Origin of the sequence: Massilia sp. UYP32 (assembly GCF_050434365.1) — a bacterium.
GTDB classification, from domain to species: domain Bacteria; phylum Pseudomonadota; class Gammaproteobacteria; order Burkholderiales; family Burkholderiaceae_D; genus Telluria; species Telluria timonae.
The window spans coordinates 141,393-161,071 of sequence record NZ_JBNDIK010000011.1 but is presented as its reverse complement, the minus strand read 5'-3'; the positions used below and the strand labels follow the sequence as shown (position 1 = coordinate 161,071).

12 protein-coding genes are annotated in these 19,679 nt (G+C 65.4%); 8 read left to right on the top strand and 4 right to left on the bottom strand.

The window, feature by feature from the left end:
• Positions 1 to 10: 10 nt before the first annotated feature.
• The 8 genes from xdhB to ABIB42_RS10805 all read left to right on the top strand — a co-directional run bounded on the left by xdhB (position 11) and on the right by ABIB42_RS10805 (position 14,078).
• The gene (gene xdhB / locus ABIB42_RS10840) at positions 11 to 2,335 is read left to right on the top strand and encodes a xanthine dehydrogenase molybdopterin binding subunit (RefSeq protein ID WP_429248313.1); all 2,325 of its coding nucleotides are present in this window, start codon (positions 11 to 13) and stop codon (positions 2,333 to 2,335) included.
• The gene (gene xdhC / locus ABIB42_RS10835; protein ID WP_184235332.1) at positions 2,332 to 3,333 is read left to right on the top strand and encodes a xanthine dehydrogenase accessory protein XdhC; all 1,002 of its coding nucleotides are present in this window, start codon (positions 2,332 to 2,334) and stop codon (positions 3,331 to 3,333) included. Before xdhB ends, xdhC begins: the two co-directional genes overlap by 4 nt.
• The gene (gene guaD, locus ABIB42_RS10830) at positions 3,333 to 4,649 is read left to right on the top strand and encodes a guanine deaminase (protein ID WP_005668322.1); all 1,317 of its coding nucleotides are present in this window, start codon (positions 3,333 to 3,335) and stop codon (positions 4,647 to 4,649) included. The genes xdhC and guaD overlap by 1 nt, the downstream gene beginning before the upstream one ends.
• Before the next feature lie 72 nt (positions 4,650 to 4,721).
• Positions 4,722 to 6,215, top strand: coding sequence for an adenosine deaminase family protein (locus ABIB42_RS10825; RefSeq protein ID WP_005668324.1), 1,494 nt, complete (start codon positions 4,722 to 4,724; stop codon positions 6,213 to 6,215).
• A 511-nt stretch (positions 6,216 to 6,726) separates the two neighbouring features.
• A complete protein-coding gene (locus ABIB42_RS10820; RefSeq protein WP_071360266.1) occupies positions 6,727 to 10,143 on the top strand; it encodes a TonB-dependent receptor in 3,417 nt (1,138 codons plus the stop codon).
• A 205-nt stretch (positions 10,144 to 10,348) separates the two neighbouring features.
• Entirely contained in the window at positions 10,349 to 12,031 is a 1,683-nt protein-coding gene (locus tag ABIB42_RS10815; protein ID WP_429248312.1) for a bifunctional metallophosphatase/5'-nucleotidase, read from the top strand.
• Positions 12,032 to 12,048: 17 nt separating this feature from the next.
• Positions 12,049 to 13,110, top strand: a complete 1,062-nt coding sequence (locus ABIB42_RS10810; RefSeq protein ID WP_314436606.1) for a S1/P1 nuclease — start codon at positions 12,049 to 12,051, stop codon at positions 13,108 to 13,110.
• 92 nt (positions 13,111 to 13,202) lie between these two features.
• Positions 13,203 to 14,078, top strand: a complete 876-nt coding sequence (locus ABIB42_RS10805; protein ID WP_219862753.1) for a MipA/OmpV family protein — start codon at positions 13,203 to 13,205, stop codon at positions 14,076 to 14,078.
• A 50-nt stretch (positions 14,079 to 14,128) separates the two neighbouring features.
• Here ABIB42_RS10805 and ABIB42_RS10800 read toward each other — a convergent pair whose 3' ends face one another.
• The 4 genes from ABIB42_RS10800 to ABIB42_RS10785 form a co-directional block, all read right to left on the bottom strand.
• Complete coding sequence (locus tag ABIB42_RS10800; RefSeq protein WP_005668332.1) at positions 14,129 to 15,748, bottom strand: methyl-accepting chemotaxis protein; 1,620 nt, start codon at positions 15,746 to 15,748, stop codon at positions 14,129 to 14,131.
• A gap of 254 nt (positions 15,749 to 16,002) precedes the next feature.
• Complete coding sequence (locus ABIB42_RS10795; RefSeq protein ID WP_005668334.1) at positions 16,003 to 16,968, bottom strand: ABC transporter permease; 966 nt, start codon at positions 16,966 to 16,968, stop codon at positions 16,003 to 16,005.
• 3 nt (positions 16,969 to 16,971) lie between these two features.
• The gene (locus tag ABIB42_RS10790) at positions 16,972 to 18,066 is read right to left on the bottom strand and encodes an ABC transporter permease (protein ID WP_429248311.1); all 1,095 of its coding nucleotides are present in this window, start codon (positions 18,064 to 18,066) and stop codon (positions 16,972 to 16,974) included.
• Entirely contained in the window at positions 18,063 to 19,589 is a 1,527-nt protein-coding gene (locus ABIB42_RS10785; RefSeq protein WP_429248310.1) for an ABC transporter ATP-binding protein, read from the bottom strand. The genes ABIB42_RS10790 and ABIB42_RS10785 overlap by 4 nt, the downstream gene beginning before the upstream one ends.
• Positions 19,590 to 19,679: the final 90 nt, after the last annotated feature.

Below are 19,679 nucleotides of genomic sequence, written 5' to 3'. Positions count from 1 at the left end.
GGGATTGATCATGAACGATGCAGGCTTGAACCGCATGGACGCCTGGGCCGAAGTCGGCCGCGCACGCAAGCACGAATCCGCCGAGCTGCACGTGCGCGGCCAGGCCACCTATACCGACGACATCCTCGAGCTGGCCGGCACCCTGCACGCGGCACTGGGCCTGTCGGCGCGCGCGCATGCGCGCGTCAGGGCGATCGACCTGGCGAAGGTGTCCGCCAGCCGCGGCGTGGTCGCGGTGCTGACGGCGCGCGACATCCCCGGCCTGAACGATTGCGGCCCGATCGTCCACGACGATCCGATCCTGGCCGATGGCCTGGTCCAGTACGTCGGCCAGCCGGTCTTCATCGTCGTCGCCGACAGCCATGACAACGCGCGCCGCGCGGCGCGCCTGGCCGTGGTCGACTACGACGACCTGCCGGCCATCCTCACGCCGCAGGCGGCGCGCGCCGCCGCATCCTACGTGCTGCCGCCGATGCGCCTGGCCCGCGGCGACGCGGCGCAGGCCTTTGCTCGCGCGCCGCACGTCGTCAGGGGCGAGCTGCACGTCGGCGGCCAGGAACAGTTCTACCTCGAAGGGCAGATCGCCTATGCGATCCCCGGCGAGGACCGCGGCATGCACGTGTACTGCTCGACCCAGCACCCGAGCGAGATGCAGCACGTCGTCGCGCATGCGCTGGGCCTGCACTCGCATCATGTGACGGTCGAGTGCCGCCGCATGGGCGGCGGCTTTGGCGGCAAGGAATCGCAGTCGGCGCTGTGGGCCGCGGCGGCGTCGATCGCGGCCGTGCGCACCGGGCGCCCGGTCAAATTGCGCGCCGACCGCGACGACGACATGCTGGTCACCGGCAAGCGCCACTGCTTCCACTACGAGTACGAGGTCGGCTACGACGACGACGGCCGCATCCTGGCGGCGAAGGTCGACATGGTCACCCGCGCCGGCTACTCGGCCGACCTGTCGGGCCCCGTCGCCACGCGCGCGGTCTGCCACTTCGACAATGCGTATTATCTTTCCGACGTCGAGATCCGCGCCGCCTGCGGCAAGACCAACACCCAGTCGAACACCGCATTTCGCGGCTTCGGCGGTCCGCAGGGCGCGATCGCCATCGAGTACGTGCTCGACGAGATCGCGCGCGAGCTGGGGCGCGATGCGCTCGACATCCGGCGCCTGAATTTCTATGGCAAGACCGAGCGCAATGTCACGCCCTTCGGCCAGGAGATCGTCGACAACGTGCTCCCCGAACTGGTGGCCGAGCTCGAAGCCGACAGCGACTATCGCGCCCGGCGCGCCGCCATCCTCGAGTACAACCGCGCCAGCCCGGTGCTCAAGAAGGGCCTGGCGCTCACGCCGCTCAAGTTCGGCATCGCCTTCAACGTCACCCACCTGAACCAGGCCGGCGCGCTGGTGCACGTCTACGTGGATGGCTCGGTCCTGGTCAACCATGGCGGCACCGAGATGGGGCAGGGCATCAACACCAAGGTGATGCAGGTGGTGGCGCACGAGCTGGGCGTGGAACTGGAAAGGGTGCGCGCCACCGCCACCAACACGTCCAAGGTCGCCAACACCTCGGCCACGGCGGCGTCGACCGGCGCTGACCTGAACGGCAAGGCGGCCCAGGATGCGGCGCGCACCATCCGCGCGCGCCTGGCCGATTTCGCCGCCGGCCAGTACGGCGGCGCGGCCAGCGAGGTGCGCTTCGCGGCCGGGACCGTGTTCGTCGCCGGCATGGCGCTGCCGTTCGAGGAACTGGTGGCCAAAGCGTATCTGGCGCGGGTGCAGCTGTGGTCCGACGGTTTCTATGCGACGCCCGGCCTGCACTGGGATCCGAAGACGATGAGCGGCCGGCCGTTCTCGTATTTCGCCTATGGCGCGGCGGTGTCCGAAGTCGTGGTCGACACGCTCACCGGCGAATGGAAGCTGCTGCGCGTGGATGCGCTGTACGACGCCGGCCGCTCGCTCAATCCGGCGATCGACATCGGCCAGGTCGAAGGCGCCTTCATCCAGGGCATGGGTTGGCTGACGACGGAAGAACTGTGGTGGAATCCGGCCGGCAAACTGATGACGCATGCGCCGTCCACCTACAAGATTCCGGCCGTCTCGGATTGTCCCGAAGACTTCCGCGTGCGCCTGTTCGACAACGCCAACGTCGAGGACAGCATCCACCGCTCGAAGGCGGTCGGCGAGCCGCCGCTGCTGCTGCCGTTCTCGGTCTTCTTCGCGATCCGCGACGCCGTCTCGAGCGTGGGCGGGCACCGTGTCAACCCGCCTTTGAACGCGCCGGCGACGTCCGAAGAGATCCTGAAGGCGGTCGCTTTCGTCGAGGCGGCGCGCGCATGACGAACGACTGGCTTGCCCCGCACGCGGGCGCGGCCGCCGTGCTGGTGACGGTGGCGGCCGTGAAGGGCTCGGTGCCGCGCGAACCGGGGGCGAAGATGCTGGTGCGCGCCGGGGATTTCGACGGCACCATCGGCGGCGGCCACCTCGAGCACCGGGCACTGGACATCGCGCGTGCGATGCTGCAGCTTGGCGAAGCGCGCCGCTTCGAGCGCTTTCCCCTTGGCCCGAGCCTGGGCCAGTGCTGCGGCGGCGTGGCCTGGCTTGCGTTCGAGCGCATGGAAGCCGAACAGATGGATATCCTGCGCGCGCGCCGCCACCAGGACACCTGGCGCCTGGTCGCCCTCGACGGCGCCAGCGAATGGACGCTGCTCGACGAAGCGGGCCGTCACCTCGCCGGTGCGGTCACGACGCCAATCCTTGCAGCGCAAGGCGATACGCGCGTGGTGGAGGGGGAGGGCCGCCGCCGCTGGCTGCTGGACGCCGTCCTCGCCCCGCGCGAGCACCTGATGCTGTTCGGCGCCGGCCATGTCGGCGCCGCCATCGTGCGCGCGCTGGCGCCCTTGCCCTGCCGCGTCACCTGGGTCGACGAACGCGACGACCTGTTCCCGCTTGATGTCCCCGCCAACGTGACGGTGGAAGCGACCGACACCCCGGAAGCACTGGCCGAACGCGCCGCCCCCGGGACCAGCTTCCTGGTCATGACTCACAGCCACGCGCTCGACCTGCGCCTGTGCCACGCAATCCTGTCACGCGCGCGCAGTGATTCCTGCAAGGATTGGTTCGGCCTGATAGGATCGAGTACCAAACGCAGCCAGTTCGAGGCGCGCCTGCGCGAACGCGGCGTCGATGCCGCGCGCCTGGCCGATATGACCTGCCCGATCGGCCTGCCCGGCATCGACGGCAAGGCCCCGGCCGTGATCGCCGCCTCCGTCGCCGCCCAGCTGCTGTCCGTGTGGGAAGCCGCCCACTACCCTGAAGAACAACCGGAACTCTCGTAATGTCCACCGCATCATCCAATGTGCAAGCCTACCGTGCCAGCTTGCTGCACTTTCGCGCCGATCCGGCCTTCGACGACGGGGCCGCGCTGTGGCATGAAGACGGCCTGCTGATCGTCGAGGACGGCCGCGTCAAGGCCGCCGGCGACCATGCCGCGCTGGTTTCCACTTTGCCGCCCGGCCTGGAGCCGGTCGACTACCGCGGCAAGGTGATCGCCCCCGGCTTCATCGACACCCACCTGCATTACCCGCAGACCGACATGATCGCTTCGCCGTCGCCGGGCCTGTTGCCATGGCTGGAGACCTACACCTTCCCGAGCGAGCGCCGTTTCGAGGACCCGGCGCATGCGCGCGCGACCGCCGAGTTCTTCCTCGACGAACTGCTGCGCTGCGGCACCACCACCGCCGTGGTGTATTGCACCGTGCATCCGCAATCGGTCGACGCCTTTTTTGAGGCGAGCGAGGCGCGCAACCTGCGCATGGTGGCCGGCAAGGTGCTGATGGACCGCAACTGCCCGGACTTCCTGCGCGACCTCGAGGGCGACCTGGGGCAGAGCGAAGACCTGATCCACAAATGGCACAAGCGCGGACGGTCGCTGTACGCGATCACGCCACGCTTCGCCCCGACGTCGACCGACGTCCAGCTGCGCCTGACCGGCGAGCTGGCGGCGCGCCACCCGGACACCTTCATCCAGACCCACGTCTCGGAAAACAAGGACGAGTGCACCTGGGTGAGCGAGCTGTTCCCGCAGGCGCGCAGCTACCTCGACGTGTACGAGCGCTTTGGCCTGATGCGTCCGCGCGCATTGTTCGGCCACTGCATCTGGCTCGACGACGAAGACTTCGCGCGCATGGCGGCCACCGGGTCGGCCGCCGCCGTGTGCCCGACCTCGAACCTGTTCCTGGGCAGCGGCCTGTTCGACTTCGAACGCGCCGACAGCGCGCGTGCGCTGCTCTCGCTGGGCACCGACGTCGGCGCCGGCACCTCGTTCTCGATGCTGCAGACCATGAACGAAGCCTACAAGGTGGCGCGCCTGAAGGGCAGCTACCTGCCGGCGCTGCGCATGTTCTACCTCGCCACACTGGGCGCGGCGCGCAGCATGCGCCTGGACGACACGATCGGCAGCTTCCAGCCCGGCCTGGAAGCCGACTTCGTGGTGCTCGACCGCGAGGCGACGCCGCTGCTGGCGCGTCGCACCAGCTACGCCGATTCGCTGGAAGAACTGCTGTTCGCGCTGGCGCTGCTGGGAGACGACCGCACGATCGCCGCGACGTATTCGGGCGGACGCAAGGTGCATCAGCGCGCATTTGGCAAATGAGTCTGGCAATATTGCCAAGGGTGAACTAAGCAGTTAGAGTGGCGCGATTCCATCTCATCCAGAAAGCACACTATGCACAAGCTACTCTCCGGCAGCGCGCTGCTGGCGCTGGCCGTGGCCGGCGCTCCGGCCTGGGCCAAGGAGCCTGCCGCCAACGCCAATGAAGCGGCCACCGCCCGCCACTACGCGGGCCTGATCGCGGGCGAGCAGCCGAAGCTGTCCGAGCTGACGATGTTCTTCACGCAGATGCCGAAGGGCGGCGACCTGCACCACCATTATTCGGGTTCGGTGTATGCCGAGACCTATACCGAATTCGTCGACAAGCAGGGCTTCTGCATCAACACGCAGACGTATCGGATCGAGACCGACAAGGCAGTCGTCGCCGCCGAACGCGCGAAGCCGGCAGCCCAGCGTGCTTGCCGCTCGGGCGCCGAGGTGCGCGCCGACGAAGACACCTGGCGCGAAGTGGCCAAGCGCTGGTCGAACAGGGATTTCTACAACCACACCAACCTGCAGCCGGCGCCCGACCAGCGCTTCTTCCAGACCTTCGGCTACTTCGGCCCGGTGGCCAACGACAACCTGCGCGAAGGCCTGCTGGAGATCAAGGAGCGCGCGATCGCGGAAAACGTCGGCTACATCGAAACGATGTTCCTGCTGTCGCCCTTCATCGCCAATCCGGATTTCGACAGCCAGGCCTGGGCCACGGTGAACGACGACAAGGCGCTCGACGATGCGCTGCGCGCGAAACTGGCTGCGCTGGATAAAGACGCCGCCTTCAACAAGTCGATCGACGACTTCGTCCAGCAGATCCATGCCGCCTCCGAAGGCATCGACGACGAGCGTTTCACCATGCGCTACCAGAACTACACGCTGCGCCTGTTGAACCCGTCGCAGGTCTTCTCGGCCATGGTGTCGAGCTTCAAGGCGGCAGCCAAGGGCGGGCGCGTCGTCGGCCTGAACATCGTGGGCCAGGAAAGCACCCACGTCTCGATGCGCGACTATCTTCTCCACATGAAGATGTTCCGCTTCCTGAAGTCGGTCTACCCGGACGTGAAGGTGGCGATGCATGCGGGCGAACTGGCGCTGGGCGACGTGCCGCCGGAAGGCCTGAAGTTCCACATCGACCAGGCGCTGGCGGTGGCGGGCGCCGACCGCATCGGCCACGGCCTGGACCTGGCGCACGAGGCGAATGCCCCCGGCATCATGAAGACCATGCGCGAGAAGGACATCCCGGTCGAGATCAACCTGACCTCGAACGCCTTCATCAGCGGCGTGTCGACCACGAACCATCCGCTCAACCTGTACCGTAAATATGGCGTGCCTTACGTGATCTCGACCGACGATGCCGGCGTGACCCGTCACACGCTGTCGCATGAGTACGTACAGTTCGCCAGCCAGTTCAAGCCGAGCTACGCGGAAGTGAAGAAGGCCTCGTACAACAGCATCCGCTATGCCTTCTTGCCCGTGGCAGAAAAGCAACGGCTGACCCGACAACTGGATCAGCGTTACACGGAATTCGAGGCAAAGATCGCTGCCCTGGACGCCGCGGCCGTCCGTGCCAAATAAAGTGTGACATCCACGGCCCGGCGCCCGCCGGGCCACTACCTTGTCATGATTCTCCGGTGACTCTTTGGTAATAAGTTAATATAAAATTAACTTATGTCGCCTTCTCGCTACAAAAATCTTCGTTCCCTACGCACTTCCACTGAATTTTTATCAAAAAAATTCCGCTGGAGAACGCCGCACATATAATCCCGCCTTGTCATATTCCGGCTGGCAGCACTCCGATTATGTCGCGTAAAGACAACACATACGCGGTGATTTATACGTAAAAGCTCTGAATAACGAAGCCAAAACGAATTTGTCGGCTTGTTCAAAGCTCATGCATATTGGCGGAATTCCGCTGTATCTCATCACTCCGTCGTGTCACTTTGTTGAAACATTGTAACGATACAATCGCAGCCGCTTGCCGGCTGAAGCGCTGCCGCACCAAGCAAAAAATTCAAGCAGTAAATCGTAGGGGAGGGCGTCCGCCCGGGCGTCCAACAATAAATTGAAGTTCTTTTTGGGGTAATCAATGATCACTCAACAACAGATCCGGCTCACCAAATTGGCGCTGGCTTTGTCGGTTGCACTGGCGGCGTCGCCGTCGTTTGCACAGAACACCACGTCCGCCATCGGTGGCCGTATCTCGAACGCTGCGGGCGCACCAGCCGCCGGCGCCCAAGTGCAGATCCTGCACGTCGAGTCGGGTTCTGTCAGCAATGTCGTCACTGACGCGGAAGGCCGCTACACCGCGCGCGGCCTGCGCGTGGGTGGTCCTTACACCATTACCATCACCAAGGATGGCGTCACCCAGACCCGCAACGACGTCTACGTCGAGCTGGCGCAGACCGCGACCGTCGACGCGACCGTCGGCATCCAGACCGTGACCGTGGCCGGCTCGGCTGTTCGTTCGGAGATTTTCTCGAGCAACAACATGGGCTCGGGCACCTCGATCAGCAACACCGAACTGCAGACCCAGGCATCGATCCAGCGTAACCTGCAAGATTACGCACGTGCCGACCCGCGCGTGTCGCAGACCGACAAGGACCGCGGCGAACTGTCCGTGGCCGGCCAGAACTCGCGCTACAACTCGATGACCATCGACGGCGTCGCGATCAACGACACCTTCGGCCTGGAAGCGAACGGCAGCCCGACCGCACGCCAGCCGATCTCGATCGAAGCGATCCAGTCGGTGCAGGTCAACGTCGCCAACTACGACGTGACCCAGAAGGGCTACACCGGCGCCAACATCAACGCCGTGACCAAGTCGGGCACCAACACCTACAAGGGTGGCGTGTACTACGTGTTCCGCAACGACACCATGTCGGGCGACCGTTACAACCCGATCACCGACGTCTACAGCGAGCCGCCGAAGTCGAAGGAAACCACCAAGGGTATCTGGGCTTCCGGTCCCCTGATCCAGGACAAGCTGTTCATCTTCGCCCTGGCTGAAAACTATGAAAGCTCGCGTTCGAGCCCGGACTTCGGACCGATCGGCAGCGGCGCCGGCACCACCGTCGCCATCACCCCGGCAGCCATCTCCGAAGCCCAGCGCATCGCCCAGAGCGTCTACGGCGTCGACATCGGCAGCCCGACCGTTCCTAGCGGCTCGATGCTGACCTCGAAAGAGCGCATGGTGAAGTTCGACTGGAACATCACCGACGAGCACCGCGCCAACCTGCGCTACGCCAAGACCACCCAGGGCGAGCCGTTCTACCCGGGCTTCTCGGCCACCGGCGTCGGCCTGTCGTCGAGCTTCTACAACCAGGGCAAGGAGATCGAGACCGTCGTCGGCCAGATCTTCTCGGACTGGACCCCGACCTTCTCGACCGAGTTCAAGTTCTCGACCCGCGACTATGATTCGGTCCCGGTCAACGCGACCCGCACCCCATCGATCGGCCTGCAATTCTCGGGCGCGCTGCCAGCCGGCGCACCGGCCGGCCTGTCGACCGCCAACCGTTTCCTGAACTTCGGCACCGAGTTCAGCCGCCATAACAACGTCCTGCGCAACAAGACCAAGGACATGTATGCGGGCGCCAACTGGATCGTGGGCGACCATGAGCTGAAGTTCGGCGTCGACCAGACCAAGAACGAAGTCTATAACGCCTTCCTGCAGGGCATTAACGGCTCGTACACCTTCGCCTGCCTGGATTCGGCCGATACCAACTTCTACTCGTTCGGCGCGCTGACCTGCTCCGGCGCCTCGGCCGAGCGCATCCAGCAAGCCGTGCTCGAGAACTTCCAGCGCGGCCGTCCGCTGAGCTTCAGCCAGCAGCGCGCGCTGCCGGGCGCATCGCTGAACGACGCGATCGCCACGTTCGAAACCAAGAACACCGGCCTGTTCCTGCAGGACACCTGGGCTGTCAACGACCAGCTGACCCTGACCTACGGCGTGCGTTACGACCGGAACGATGTCGGCGGCGTCCCGCTGTACAACGCCGCTGCCGCCGCACCGATGGTTGCCGGCAACCCGGCCACCGGCGTCCGCCAGAGCGGCGGCTTCGGTCTGGACAACCGCCAGACCATCGACGGCACCGACCTGGTCCAGCCACGCGTGGGCTTCAACTACCGCTTCGACAAGGCGGAGCGTCCGACCCAGCTGCGCGGCGGCGTCGGCCTGTTCCAGGGCGCGGCAGCGACCGTCTGGATGTCGAACCCGTTCTCGGGCACCGGCGTGGCAACCGCCACCATCAGCTGCTCGGGCACCGGCGCGACCCGCTGCCCGACCACGGGCGGCCTGGCCAGCCTGGATCCGGACGCCCAGCCGGCGATTTCCGGCGCGATTCCGGCTGCTGACGTGAACTTCCTGGATCCGGACTTCCGCCAGCCGTCGATCTGGAAAGCCAACCTGGCGTTCGATACCGAACTGCCATGGTACGGCATCGTGTTCGGCGCCGAAGCGCTGTACACCAAGAACAAGAACGGCATCTACTACGAGCACCTGAACCTGGGCGCGTCGACCCGCACCGGCACCGACGGTCGTGAGCTGTACTGGAACGCGGCCGGCTTGAACCAGAATAGCTGGGGCGTGTCGAACAACACCGCCAACGTGATCACCAGCGCCGGCGCACAGACTCGCTCGCTGAACAACCGCAGCTTCGGCAACGTGCTGGTGGCGCGCGATACCGACAAGGGCGATGCAAAAGTCCTGACCGCGTCGCTGTCGCGTCCAATGACCAAGGGCTTCGGCTGGTCGGTGGCTTACACCTACACCGATGCAACCGAAGTCTCGCCGCTGACCTCGTCGGTGGCCAACTCGAACTGGCGCGGTCGTTCGGTGTTCAACCCGAACGAAGAAGTCGCTGCAGCGTCGAGCTACGCCATCAAGAACCGCGTCAATGCGCTGGTCAACTTCCAGAAGAAGTTCTTCTCGAACTACAACACCCGCCTGGGCATCTTCTACGAAGGTCGTGAAGGTCGTCCATACAGCTGGACCATCAACAATGACCTGAATGGTGACGGCGAGTCGGGCAACGACCTGATGTACATCCCGACCGCGTTCGGTTCCGGCGAAGTCGTGTTCTACGGCGACACCGCGACCAACCATTCGAACGAGCAGCGTTTCTGGGACGTCGTCAACGCCAACAAGGGCCTGCACGGTTCGGCCGGTGGCGTCGTGAAGCGTAACAACAGCACCGCTGAGTGGGTCAACACCTTCGACGTGCGTATCAGCCAGGAAATCCCTGGCCTGTTCAAGCGCAACAAGGCGACCTTCACCCTGGACTTCATGAACTTCGGCAACCTGCTGAACAAGAAGTGGGGCCGTACCGAAGAGATCAGCTTCCAGTCGTCGGGCGGCATGGCGCGTAGCTTCGTCGACTACGCCGGTCTGGACAGCCAGGGTCGTTACATCTACGTCGTGCGCAACGACGTCGAGCGTCAAGACCTGAAGCAGTCGAAGGGCGAGTCGCAGTGGGCGATCCAGGCAACCCTCAAGTACGAATTCTAAGCAGGTCGAATTCGTAGCATGAGCTAGTCAAGAAACGGCCGGTGGAAACACCGGCCGTTTTTCTTTCAAAAATTGAGAAACCCAGCCGCCGTAAGGATTTCCTGCGCACAAGCCGCGTGGGATAATGTTGGCTGTCGAGTTCGCTCGAACTCCGTTTTTCCGGACCCGCCGTTCGCGCCGGTCCGCATCCACTAAAGGTGTTCCCATGATCGTTTCGCGCCGCGCATGCGCCAGTCTTTCCACCCTCACCATGGCGCTGCTGCTGGCCGGCTGCGTCAGCGCGCCCCAGGGGCCGGTCACCCTCAACCTCGTGTCGCTGAACGACTTCCACGGCAACCTCGAGCCGAGCCGCTACGTCCTCAAGCATGCGGACGGCAGGGAAGAAGTCATGCGCGCCGGCGGCGCCGAAGCGGTGGCCGCGGCCCTGCAGGCCTGGCGCAAGGAAGACAAGGACCTGCTGCTGGTGTCCACCGGCGACATCGTCGGCGCCAGCCCGGCGCTGTCTTCGCTGTGGGCCGACGAGCCGACCATCGAAGTGATGAACATGCTGAACCTGCGCGCCAGCGCGGTCGGCAACCATGAGTTCGACGGCGGCCGCAAGGAACTACTGCGCCAGCAGAACGGCGGCTGCGATTCGCCGCATCCGACCCGCGCCTGCAAGCTCACCCCGAATTTCGGCGGCGCCAGGTTCACCTACCTCGGCGCTAACGTGATCGACTCGGCCACCGGCAAGCCGGTCATCCCGGGCTTCAGGATCGAAGACGTCAAGGGCATCAAGGTCGGCCTGGTCGGCGTGGTGCTGAAGGACACGCCGAACATGGTGGTCGCTTCCGGCATCGCCGGCCTGCGCTTCGGCGACGAGGCCGAGGCGATCAATGCCGCGCTGCCGGCCATGCGCGCCGCCGGCGCGCAAGTCATCGTGGCCCTGGTGCACCAAGGCGGCCGCACGGTGGAGTCGCCGCTGCAGGCCGGCTGCTCGCAGCTCAAGGGCGACATCGTCGACGTGGTGAAAAAGATCGACCCGTCGGTCAGGCTGGTGCTGACCGGCCACTCGCACCAGGGCTATCTGTGCAATGTGGATGGCCGCACCGTGACCCAGGCCGACACCGCCGGCCACCTGCTCACCCGCGTGTCGATGCAGGTCGAGCCGAAGACCGGCGCGGTGAGCAACCTGGTCGTGAAGAACGTGGTGATGAAGCCGGGCGAGTACCCGGCGGACCCGAAGATGACGGCCTTCGTGGCGCAGGTGAAGGAGCGCAGCAAGGAAGCCTTGAATCGCCCGATCGCCAGGGTGGCCGGAGCGCCCGTGCTGCGCAGGACCAACGATGCCGGCGAATCGGTGCTGGGCAATATGATCGCCGATGCGGCCCTCGATTCGGTCCGTCACCTGGGCGCGCAACTGGCCTTCATGAACAATGGCGGCATCCGCCGCGACCTCGAGGCCGGCGCTGACGGTACGGTGGCCTTCGGCCAGGTCCAGGTGGTGCTCCCATTCGGCAACACGACGGTCGTGATGGACCTGACCGGCGCCCAGATCCGCGCCCTGCTGGAGCGCCAGTGGGCCGACGGCGTCGATTCGAATTCATCGGTGCTGCAGATTTCCGAGGGCTTCAGCTATGCCTGGGACCCGAAGCGTCCGGCGGGCAGCCGCCTGGTGCCGGGCAGCCTCAGGCTGAACGGCAAGGAGATGCAGGACAACGCCACCTACCGCATCGCCACCAACAACTTCCTGGCCGAAGGCAGCGACGGTTATCCGGAGTTCGGCAAGGGCACGGCGCGCGTCGACACCGGCATGCGCGACCTGGACGGCTTCATCGCTTACCTGAAGAAGATCGAAGGGCAGGGCGCGATGGCGCCAGCGGCTCCGCGCATCCGCAAGGTCAACTGAATCAACAAGGAATCACCATGAAAAAACTCGCATGCGCGCTGGCGCTGACCGGCGTCTTCGCATCGGTGGCCGCGCCCGACGCCGCCGCCTGGGGCCGCGACGGCCACCGCGCCATCGGCGCCATCGCCGACCGCCTGCTCAAGGGCAGCAACGCGCAAAAGGAAATCGCGCAGCTCTTGCAGCCGGGCGAATCGCTGGCGTCGATGGCCAGCTGGGCCGACTGCGTCAAGGGCACCTATTGCGGCCCGCAAACGCCCGAGATGGTCGAGTACGTGGCCGCCAATCCGCGCCACAGCGAATACCACTACACCAATGTGCCGTTCCAGCTGGACCACTACCATGAACACGGCGTGGGCACGAGCGAGGTCGACATCGTGCAGACGCTGGAGCAGTGCATCGCCGTCCTGCAAGGCAAGACCGACCCTGCCCTGAACCCGCACAAGTTCACCAAGCGCCAGGCCCTGATCCTGCTAACCCACTTCGCCGGCGACATCCACCAGCCGCTGCACGTGGGTTCGGCTTTCGTTTCCAAGGACGGCCAGTTCGTGGTGCCGAAAGACCGCGCCGAGATCGACGAGACCCTGGTCTTCGACTCGCGCGGCGGCAACAACCTGCTGCTGGATAACGAGCGCCTGTCGGCCCTGTCGGCCGGCGTGATCCCGGCCGGCGAGCCAATCGTCGTCAAGGAAGGCGTGCCGGCGGCGCTGACCAAGCCGTTCCACTCCTACTGGGACAGCACCACGGTCGATTACGCCTTCCGCCGCATCAAGACCCGCACGCCGGAGCAGTTCGCCGACGTCGCGGTCGCCAGCCGGCCACAGATCAAGCGGGCGCAGGGCGATGTCTCGACCTGGCCGGTGCAGTGGGTCGAGGACGGCCTGGTGTCGGCCAAGCTGGCCTACAAGGACGTGACACCTGGAAAGCTGACCCCGCAGACCAGCAAGAAGGGCGAGACCTATTACACCTTCGCGCTCGAAGTGCCGCAGAACTACCCGGTGCCGAGCTCGGAGATCGCCAAGACCCAGCTGATCAAGGGCGGCTACAACCTGGCGGCGATGCTGCAGGCGATCTGGCCGTAATTTTGCGCCGCGCCGATCCCCGGTCGCGTATGGCGCATTTTTTTCGTGGCCTCGGCTAGAATCGCGTCATCCCGACCAGATTCCGAGGCCACATGCATCCCACCCTCAAGGCCGCTATCGCGGCCGCATGCCTGATTCCCTCCCTCCACGCCAGCGCGCAGTCGCCCGAACTGGCGCCCGCCTCGGCCGGTTTGCCGCTCTGGGAATTCGGCGTGGGCGCCTTCGGCCTCACGGCGCCGGCCTATCCGGGCGCCGACGATCGCAACAACCGCGTCCTGCCCGTGCCCTACCTGCTGTACCGCGGCGAAGTGCTGCGCGCCGACCAGTCGGGCATCGGTGCGCGCCTGTTCCGTTCCGACCGGCTCGAATTCGACGTCGGCCTGGCCGGCGCCTTGCCGTCCGATTCCGACGACGTCGAGATCCGCGCCGGCATGCCCGACCTGGGCGCCCTGTTCGAATTCGGGCCGCGCCTGAAGATCCGGGTGGCCGATTTCGACGAGCGCAGCCGCCTGCGCGCGGAGCTGCCGCTACGCGCCGTGATCGAGGCAAGGGGAGGGCTGCGGCGCCAGGGCTGGACCTTCGAGCCCAAGCTGGCGTATGAGACGCGCGGTGAGCGCGGCTTGTGGAGCGTCGAGGGGAATGTCTCGGTCGTGTTCGGCGACAAGCGCATCAACCGCTATTTCTACGAGGTGCAGCCGCAGTATGCGAACGCGTCGCGCGCCGCCTACGGCGCCGACGCCGGCCTGATGCTCACCCGCGTCGGCCTGTTCGCCACGCGCCAATTGAATCCGGATGTGCGCCTGTTCGGCTTCGTGCGCTTCGAATCGTATGCGGGCAGCGCCAACCGCGACAGCCCGCTGCACCTCAAGAACACCGGCACCTCGGCCGGCATCGGCTTTGCCTGGACCCTGGCGCGCTCGAGCCGCCGCGCGGCGGGCTATGAGCCGGTCGATCCGGTCACGCCATAAAAAAACGCCGGGACCAGCCCGGCGTCAAACGAAGACACGAATCGTCGGCGTCAGGCCGCCTGGCGCATCGCCAGGGCCGGACGGCCGGCGTTCTTGAGCGCAGGACGGCCGGCAGCCGCTTCGGGCTCGAAGCGGAAGGTCGACACCAGCTGCGCCAGCAATTGCGCCTGTTCGCGCATCGAGGTCGAGGCAGCCGCCGCTTCTTCCACCAGCGCCGCGTTCTGCTGCGTCACCTGGTCCATCTGGGCGATCGCCTGGTTCACCTGCTCGATGCCGGCCGACTGCTCCTGGCTGGCCATGGCGATGCCCGACATGATCGCGGTGACGCGGCCGATGCTGTCCACGATTTCCTGCATGGTCGCGCCGGCATCCGACACCAGGCGGCTGCCTTCCTCGACCTTGGCGCTCGAGTCGCCGATCAGGGTCTTGATTTCCTTGGCCGCCGCCGCCGAACGCTGGGCCAGGTTGCGCACCTCGCTCGCCACGACCGCGAAGCCGCGGCCCTGTTCGCCGGCGCGCGCCGCTTCCACGGCCGCATTCAGCGCCAGGATATTGGTCTGGAAGGCGATGCCGTCGATGACCGAGATGATGTCGACGATCTTCTTCGACGAATCGTTGATCGCGTCCATGGTCTGCACCACGCGGCCGACGGTCTCGCCGCCGCGGCCCGCCACTTGCGAGGCGGTCTGCGCCAGCGCATTGGCTTCGCGCGCATTGTCGGCGTTCTGCTTCACGGTCGAGGTCAGTTCTTCCATCGACGACGCGGTCTCTTCCAGCGCGCCGGCCTGCTGCTCGGTGCGCGACGACAGTTCGAGGTTGCCGGCCGAAATCTGGTCGGCCGCTTCGACGATGGTCTCGGTGCCGCTGCGCACCTGGCCGACGATGCCCACCAGGTTGTCGTTCATGTCCTTCAGGGCGCCCATCAGCACGCCGGTTTCGTTGCTGCCCTGGGCGACGATGCGGCTGCTCAAGTCACCGGTTGCGACGGTCTGGGCCACGGCCACGGCTTCTTCCAACGGCGCGGTGATGCGGCGGCCGATCCACCAGGCGAAGGCGGCGCCGGCCACCAGGGCGATCGCGGCCAGGGTCAGCTGCAGGTTCAGGCTGGTCTTGAAGCCGTCATCGATCGACTGCGCATCGGCTTCGACCACCTTCTTCTGGTACTCGACGATCGCGCGCAGGCTCTCGATGTACGACTTCACACGCGGCAGCATGTCCTTGGCCAGGAATTCGCGCACCGCTTCGTCGTCGCCGGCCGCTTTTTTCTCCAGCACGCTCTTGCGCGCGGCGCGGTAGCCTTCGCGCTGCTCGTCGACCTTGTCGAACAGGGCCATCGCCGCGGCGTCGTCCTTCAGGCTTTCGATCAGGCCCTTGTGCAGCACGTCCGAACGCTTGGACGAGGAGGCGATATCGTCGAGGAAGTATTTCTCGTCGGCGGCGTCAGCCATCTTGATGGCGGCGATCGTGCGCGCCGCATTGGTTTCGATGATGGCCTGCCATTCCTGCAGCATGGCCAGACGCTCCATGCTTTCGGTGGTCAGCCTGTCGGTCAAGTCTTCCGCCTTCTTGGTCTGGATCAGGCCGATGCCGACCAGGATCAGCATTGCCGCAAGCAGGGTAGCGAAGCCGCCGAACAGGAGGCTGCGCAGCTTGATGTTCTCGATTGCCATAAGTTTCCTATAGAGAAAATTTGCATGTCAACGACCATGGTCTGTTCGTTGCCATACGGAAAGTCGGTATTTTCTCAGACTGGACAGCAATTGCCGAACAAGATTGCATTTTGTATGCCAAATTTCTTGATATGTGTGGCAATGCAGTCACGTTCACTTGTCATCACAACAAGTGATAGCTGATTTCGCGCTGCGAGGCGGGGCAGGGAAGGAGAAAACGCCTGCCCGCGAACGCGGGCAGGCGAAGGTATTGCTCAGCGCGACTTGACGAAGGGTTTGCCCAGCGCTTTCGGCGCCACCGACTTGGCCATCAGGCCAGCCAGCACGACCACGGTGACGATGTACGGGATCATCTGAATCAGCGAGCCCGGGATGCGGCCCACGACCGGCAGGTCGACGCCTTCGATCTGGATCTGCACCGCGGCGAAGAAGCCGAACATCATGCAGCCGAGCACCGTGTGCAGCGGACGCCAGTTGCCGAACACCAGGGCGGTCAGCGCCAGGTAGCCGGCGCCGGCCGACATGTCGCGCAGGAAGAAGCCGCTCTGGACGATCGACAGGTAGGCGCCCGAGAACGAGCACAGCACGCCGGCGATGATCATCGCCGTGTAGCGGGTGCGCTGGACCGAGATGCCGGCGGCGTCGGCCGCGTGCGGATTCTCTCCGCAGGCGCGCAGGCGCAGGCCGAAGCGGCTGTGGAACAGCACCCAGTGCACGATCGGCAGCAGGGCGAAGGCGAAGTACACCAGCGGCGAGTGGCCGCCGATCAGGCGCGTCCAGACCCAGCCCAGGCCGGGGATGTCGGCCACCAGGTCGGAACCCGGCAGCACCACGGTCGACAGGCGCGCCTCGCCCAGGTCCGGCGTACGGCCGCCCTGCTGGAAGAAGTACTGGGCCACGACAAAAGTCAGGCCGCTCATCGCGATATTGATGGCGATGCCCGCCACCAGCTGGTTGCCCTTCTGGGTGATCGAGACGAAGGCCTGCACCAGGGCCAGTGCGACTGATGCGAGGATGCCGGCGGCGATGCCGATCCACGGGTCCTGGTAGGTGTAGGCGACGCCGGCCGAGACGAAGGCCGAGGCCAGGATCTTGCCCTCGAGGCCGATGTCGACCACGCCGCTGCGTTCGGCGAACAGGCCGGCCATGGCCGCGAAGATCAGCACCGGCGCGTTGCGGATGGTGGAGACGACGATGCTGGCGAACTGGAAGTCTTCCATGGCTTATCCCTTGCTACGACGAGTGGCGTTGATCAGTTTCAGCAGCGCCGGTCCATACATGTTTTCCATGGCGCCGCAGAACAGGATGATCAGGCCCTGGATGAAAATGAAGGTCTCTTGCGGGATGTTCGGCTTTTCCAGCGACAGGTCGAAGCCGCCCTGGATCAGCGCGCCGAACAGCACCGACGACAGCAGGATGCCGACCGGATGCTGGCGGCCCATCAGCGCGATCGCGATGCCGATGAAGCCGGCGCCGGCCGGGAAGTTCAGGCTCAGGTAGTGGGTCGAGCCGAGGATCGAGTTCATCGCCGCCAGGCCGGCCAGGGCGCCCGAGATCAGCATCGCGACAATGATGGTGCGGCTGATGCGCACGCCGGCGTAATGGGCGGCGTGGGCGTTCAGGCCGGTCGCCTGCAGCTTGTAGCCCCAGCTCGAACGCGACACCGCCACCCAATAGACCACCAGCGCGACCAGGGCCAGGATGAAGGCCAGGTTGAGCGGCGTGTTCTCGCCGAAGAACGGCAGCCAGGTCGACAGCTGCGGGATCGCCGCGGCGTCCGAGAACACGCGGCTGGCCGGGTTCTGGTCGCCCTCGGGGATCATGTACTTGACGATGATGAAATTCATCAGGCCGGCGGCGATGAAGTTGAACATGATGGTCGTGACCACCACGTGGCTGCCGCGCCTGGCCTGCAGGTAGCCGGGCAGGAAGGCCCAGGCCGCGCCGAACAGGGCGCTGGCGACGATCGCCAGCGGGATCAGGAGCCAGGCGGAGAGCGAGGCGTCGAACGCCAGCATCGCCAGGGTCAGGCCCAGGCCGCCCAGGTACATCTGGCCTTCGGCGCCGATGTTGAACAGGCCCGCCTTCATCGCGATCGACACGGCCAGGCCGGTGAACACGAACGTGGAGGCGTAGAACAGCGTGTAGCTCAGGCCTTCCGGATTGATGACGGCGCTGTTGACGAGGATCTGCAGCGATTCGACCGGGCTCTCGCCCAGCAGGTGGATGACCAGCGCGGCGACCAGCAGCGCGGACAGCAGGTTCAGGACCGGCAGGACGAAGCCCGAGGCCCAGCGTGGGAGTTCAGTCGTTTTCATGATTTGTGCATCCCGCCCATCAGGAGGCCGATGCGGGTGGTGTCGAATTCGTCAATATGGAGTTCGCCGGTGACGCGGCCGCCCGACATCACGACGATGCGATCGCTGAGTGCGCGCACTTCTTCCAGCTCGGTCGACACCAGCAGGATGGCCACGCCTTCGTCGCGCAGGCGCAGCAGCTGGGTGTGGATGCTCTCGATGGTGCCGATGTCGACGCCGCGGGTCGGCTGGCCGACCAGCATCAGCTTCGGCGCGGCCGACACTTCGCGCGCGATCACGACCTTCTGCTGGTTGCCGCCCGAGAGCAGGCCGATGCGCACATTGGGGTCTTTCGGGCGCACGTCGAATTCCTCGAGCAAGCCGGCGCAGCGTTTGGCGATGGCGTCGAAGTCGAACAGGCCGCGCTTCGTGACGCGGTCCTGGTAGCCGAACACGGTGTTTTGCATGACCGAGAAATCCTTGATCACGCCGTCGCGCAGGCGGTCTTCCGGCACGTGGCCGATGCCGAGGTCACGAAATAGGGCGGGCAGGCCGTCGGCGTTGGCGCGGCCGGCGAAGGGCAGCGGCGCGCCTTCCATCGTCACCTTGCCGGAAGTCGGCAGGCGCATGCCCGCCAGGATTTCCATCAGCTCGCTCTGGCCATTGCCCGAGACGCCCGCGATGGCGACGATCTCGCCGGCGCGCACGTTGAGGGCAATGTCGGCCAGCAGCTGGACGCCGTTGGCGTCCTTCAGTTGCAGGTTCTCCACCTGCAGCACCGGCGCGCCGGGGGCGTGCGGTTTGCGCGGCAGGTTGCCCTCGATCGGGCGGCCCACCATCATGTTCGCGAGCTGCTCCTTCGAGGTGTCGCGGGTGGCGACGGCGCCGGCCACGCGGCCAGCGCGCATCACCGTCACCTGGTCGGTGATCTCCATGATCTCGCCCAGCTTGTGGGTGATCAGGATGATGGTCTTGCCCTGTTCCTTGAACAGCCGCAGGATGTCGAACAGCGAGGCGATTTCTTGCGTGGTGAGCACCGCGGTCGGCTCGTCCAGGATCAGGATCTCGGCGCTGCGGTAGATCTGCTTGAGGATCTCGACGCGCTGCTGGGCGCCGACCGACAGGGTCGAGATGACCGCCAGCGGATCGACGTCGAGGCGGTAGCGGGCGCAGATCTCGCGCAGCTTGGCCTCGGTCTCGGTGCGCTTCTTCGCCAGCTTGAAGCCGCCCTCGGCGCCGAGCATCACGTTATCGAGCACGGTCATGTTCTCGACCAGCATGAAGTGCTGGTGGACCATGCCGATGCCCAGGTCGATCGCCTCCTGGCTGGAGCGGATCTTCTGCTCGGCGCCGTTGATGACGAGCTGCCCGCTGTCGGCATGGTAGTAGCCGTACAGGATGCTCATCAGGGTGGATTTGCCGGCGCCATTTTCGCCGATCACGCCATGGATCGAGCCCTTGGCGATCGAGAAGCTGACGTCGGCGTTCGCCTGCACAGGCCCGAAGGCCTTGCTGATGTTGCGAAATTCTACGGCTGGCTGCATTGCGATCTGTCGTAAATATGAGTGTGCTTATCATTCAAAAGCGCGCCGGGCCGGTTGAAGCCGGCGCGGCGCGCTTTGAATGGGAATGAA

What these genes read in the sequence shown, in the direction of transcription:
- ABIB42_RS10820 (WP_071360266.1), top strand. Translation starts at nt 6,727, where the DNA reads ATGATCACTCAACAACAGATCCGGCTCACCAAATTGGCGCTGGCTTTG.
- ABIB42_RS10785 (WP_429248310.1), bottom strand. Translation starts at nt 19,589, where the DNA reads ATGCAGCCAGCCGTAGAATTTCGCAACATCAGCAAGGCCTTCGGGCCT.
- guaD (WP_005668322.1), top strand. Translation starts at nt 3,333, where the DNA reads ATGTCCACCGCATCATCCAATGTGCAAGCCTACCGTGCCAGCTTGCTG.
- xdhC (WP_184235332.1), top strand. Translation starts at nt 2,332, where the DNA reads ATGACGAACGACTGGCTTGCCCCGCACGCGGGCGCGGCCGCCGTGCTG.
- xdhB (WP_429248313.1), top strand. Translation starts at nt 11, where the DNA reads ATGAACGATGCAGGCTTGAACCGCATGGACGCCTGGGCCGAAGTCGGC.
- ABIB42_RS10825 (WP_005668324.1), top strand. Translation starts at nt 4,722, where the DNA reads ATGCACAAGCTACTCTCCGGCAGCGCGCTGCTGGCGCTGGCCGTGGCC.
- ABIB42_RS10805 (WP_219862753.1), top strand. Translation starts at nt 13,203, where the DNA reads ATGCATCCCACCCTCAAGGCCGCTATCGCGGCCGCATGCCTGATTCCC.
- ABIB42_RS10815 (WP_429248312.1), top strand. Translation starts at nt 10,349, where the DNA reads ATGATCGTTTCGCGCCGCGCATGCGCCAGTCTTTCCACCCTCACCATG.
- ABIB42_RS10795 (WP_005668334.1), bottom strand. Translation starts at nt 16,968, where the DNA reads ATGGAAGACTTCCAGTTCGCCAGCATCGTCGTCTCCACCATCCGCAAC.
- ABIB42_RS10810 (WP_314436606.1), top strand. Translation starts at nt 12,049, where the DNA reads ATGAAAAAACTCGCATGCGCGCTGGCGCTGACCGGCGTCTTCGCATCG.
- ABIB42_RS10790 (WP_429248311.1), bottom strand. Translation starts at nt 18,066, where the DNA reads ATGAAAACGACTGAACTCCCACGCTGGGCCTCGGGCTTCGTCCTGCCG.
- ABIB42_RS10800 (WP_005668332.1), bottom strand. Translation starts at nt 15,748, where the DNA reads ATGGCAATCGAGAACATCAAGCTGCGCAGCCTCCTGTTCGGCGGCTTC.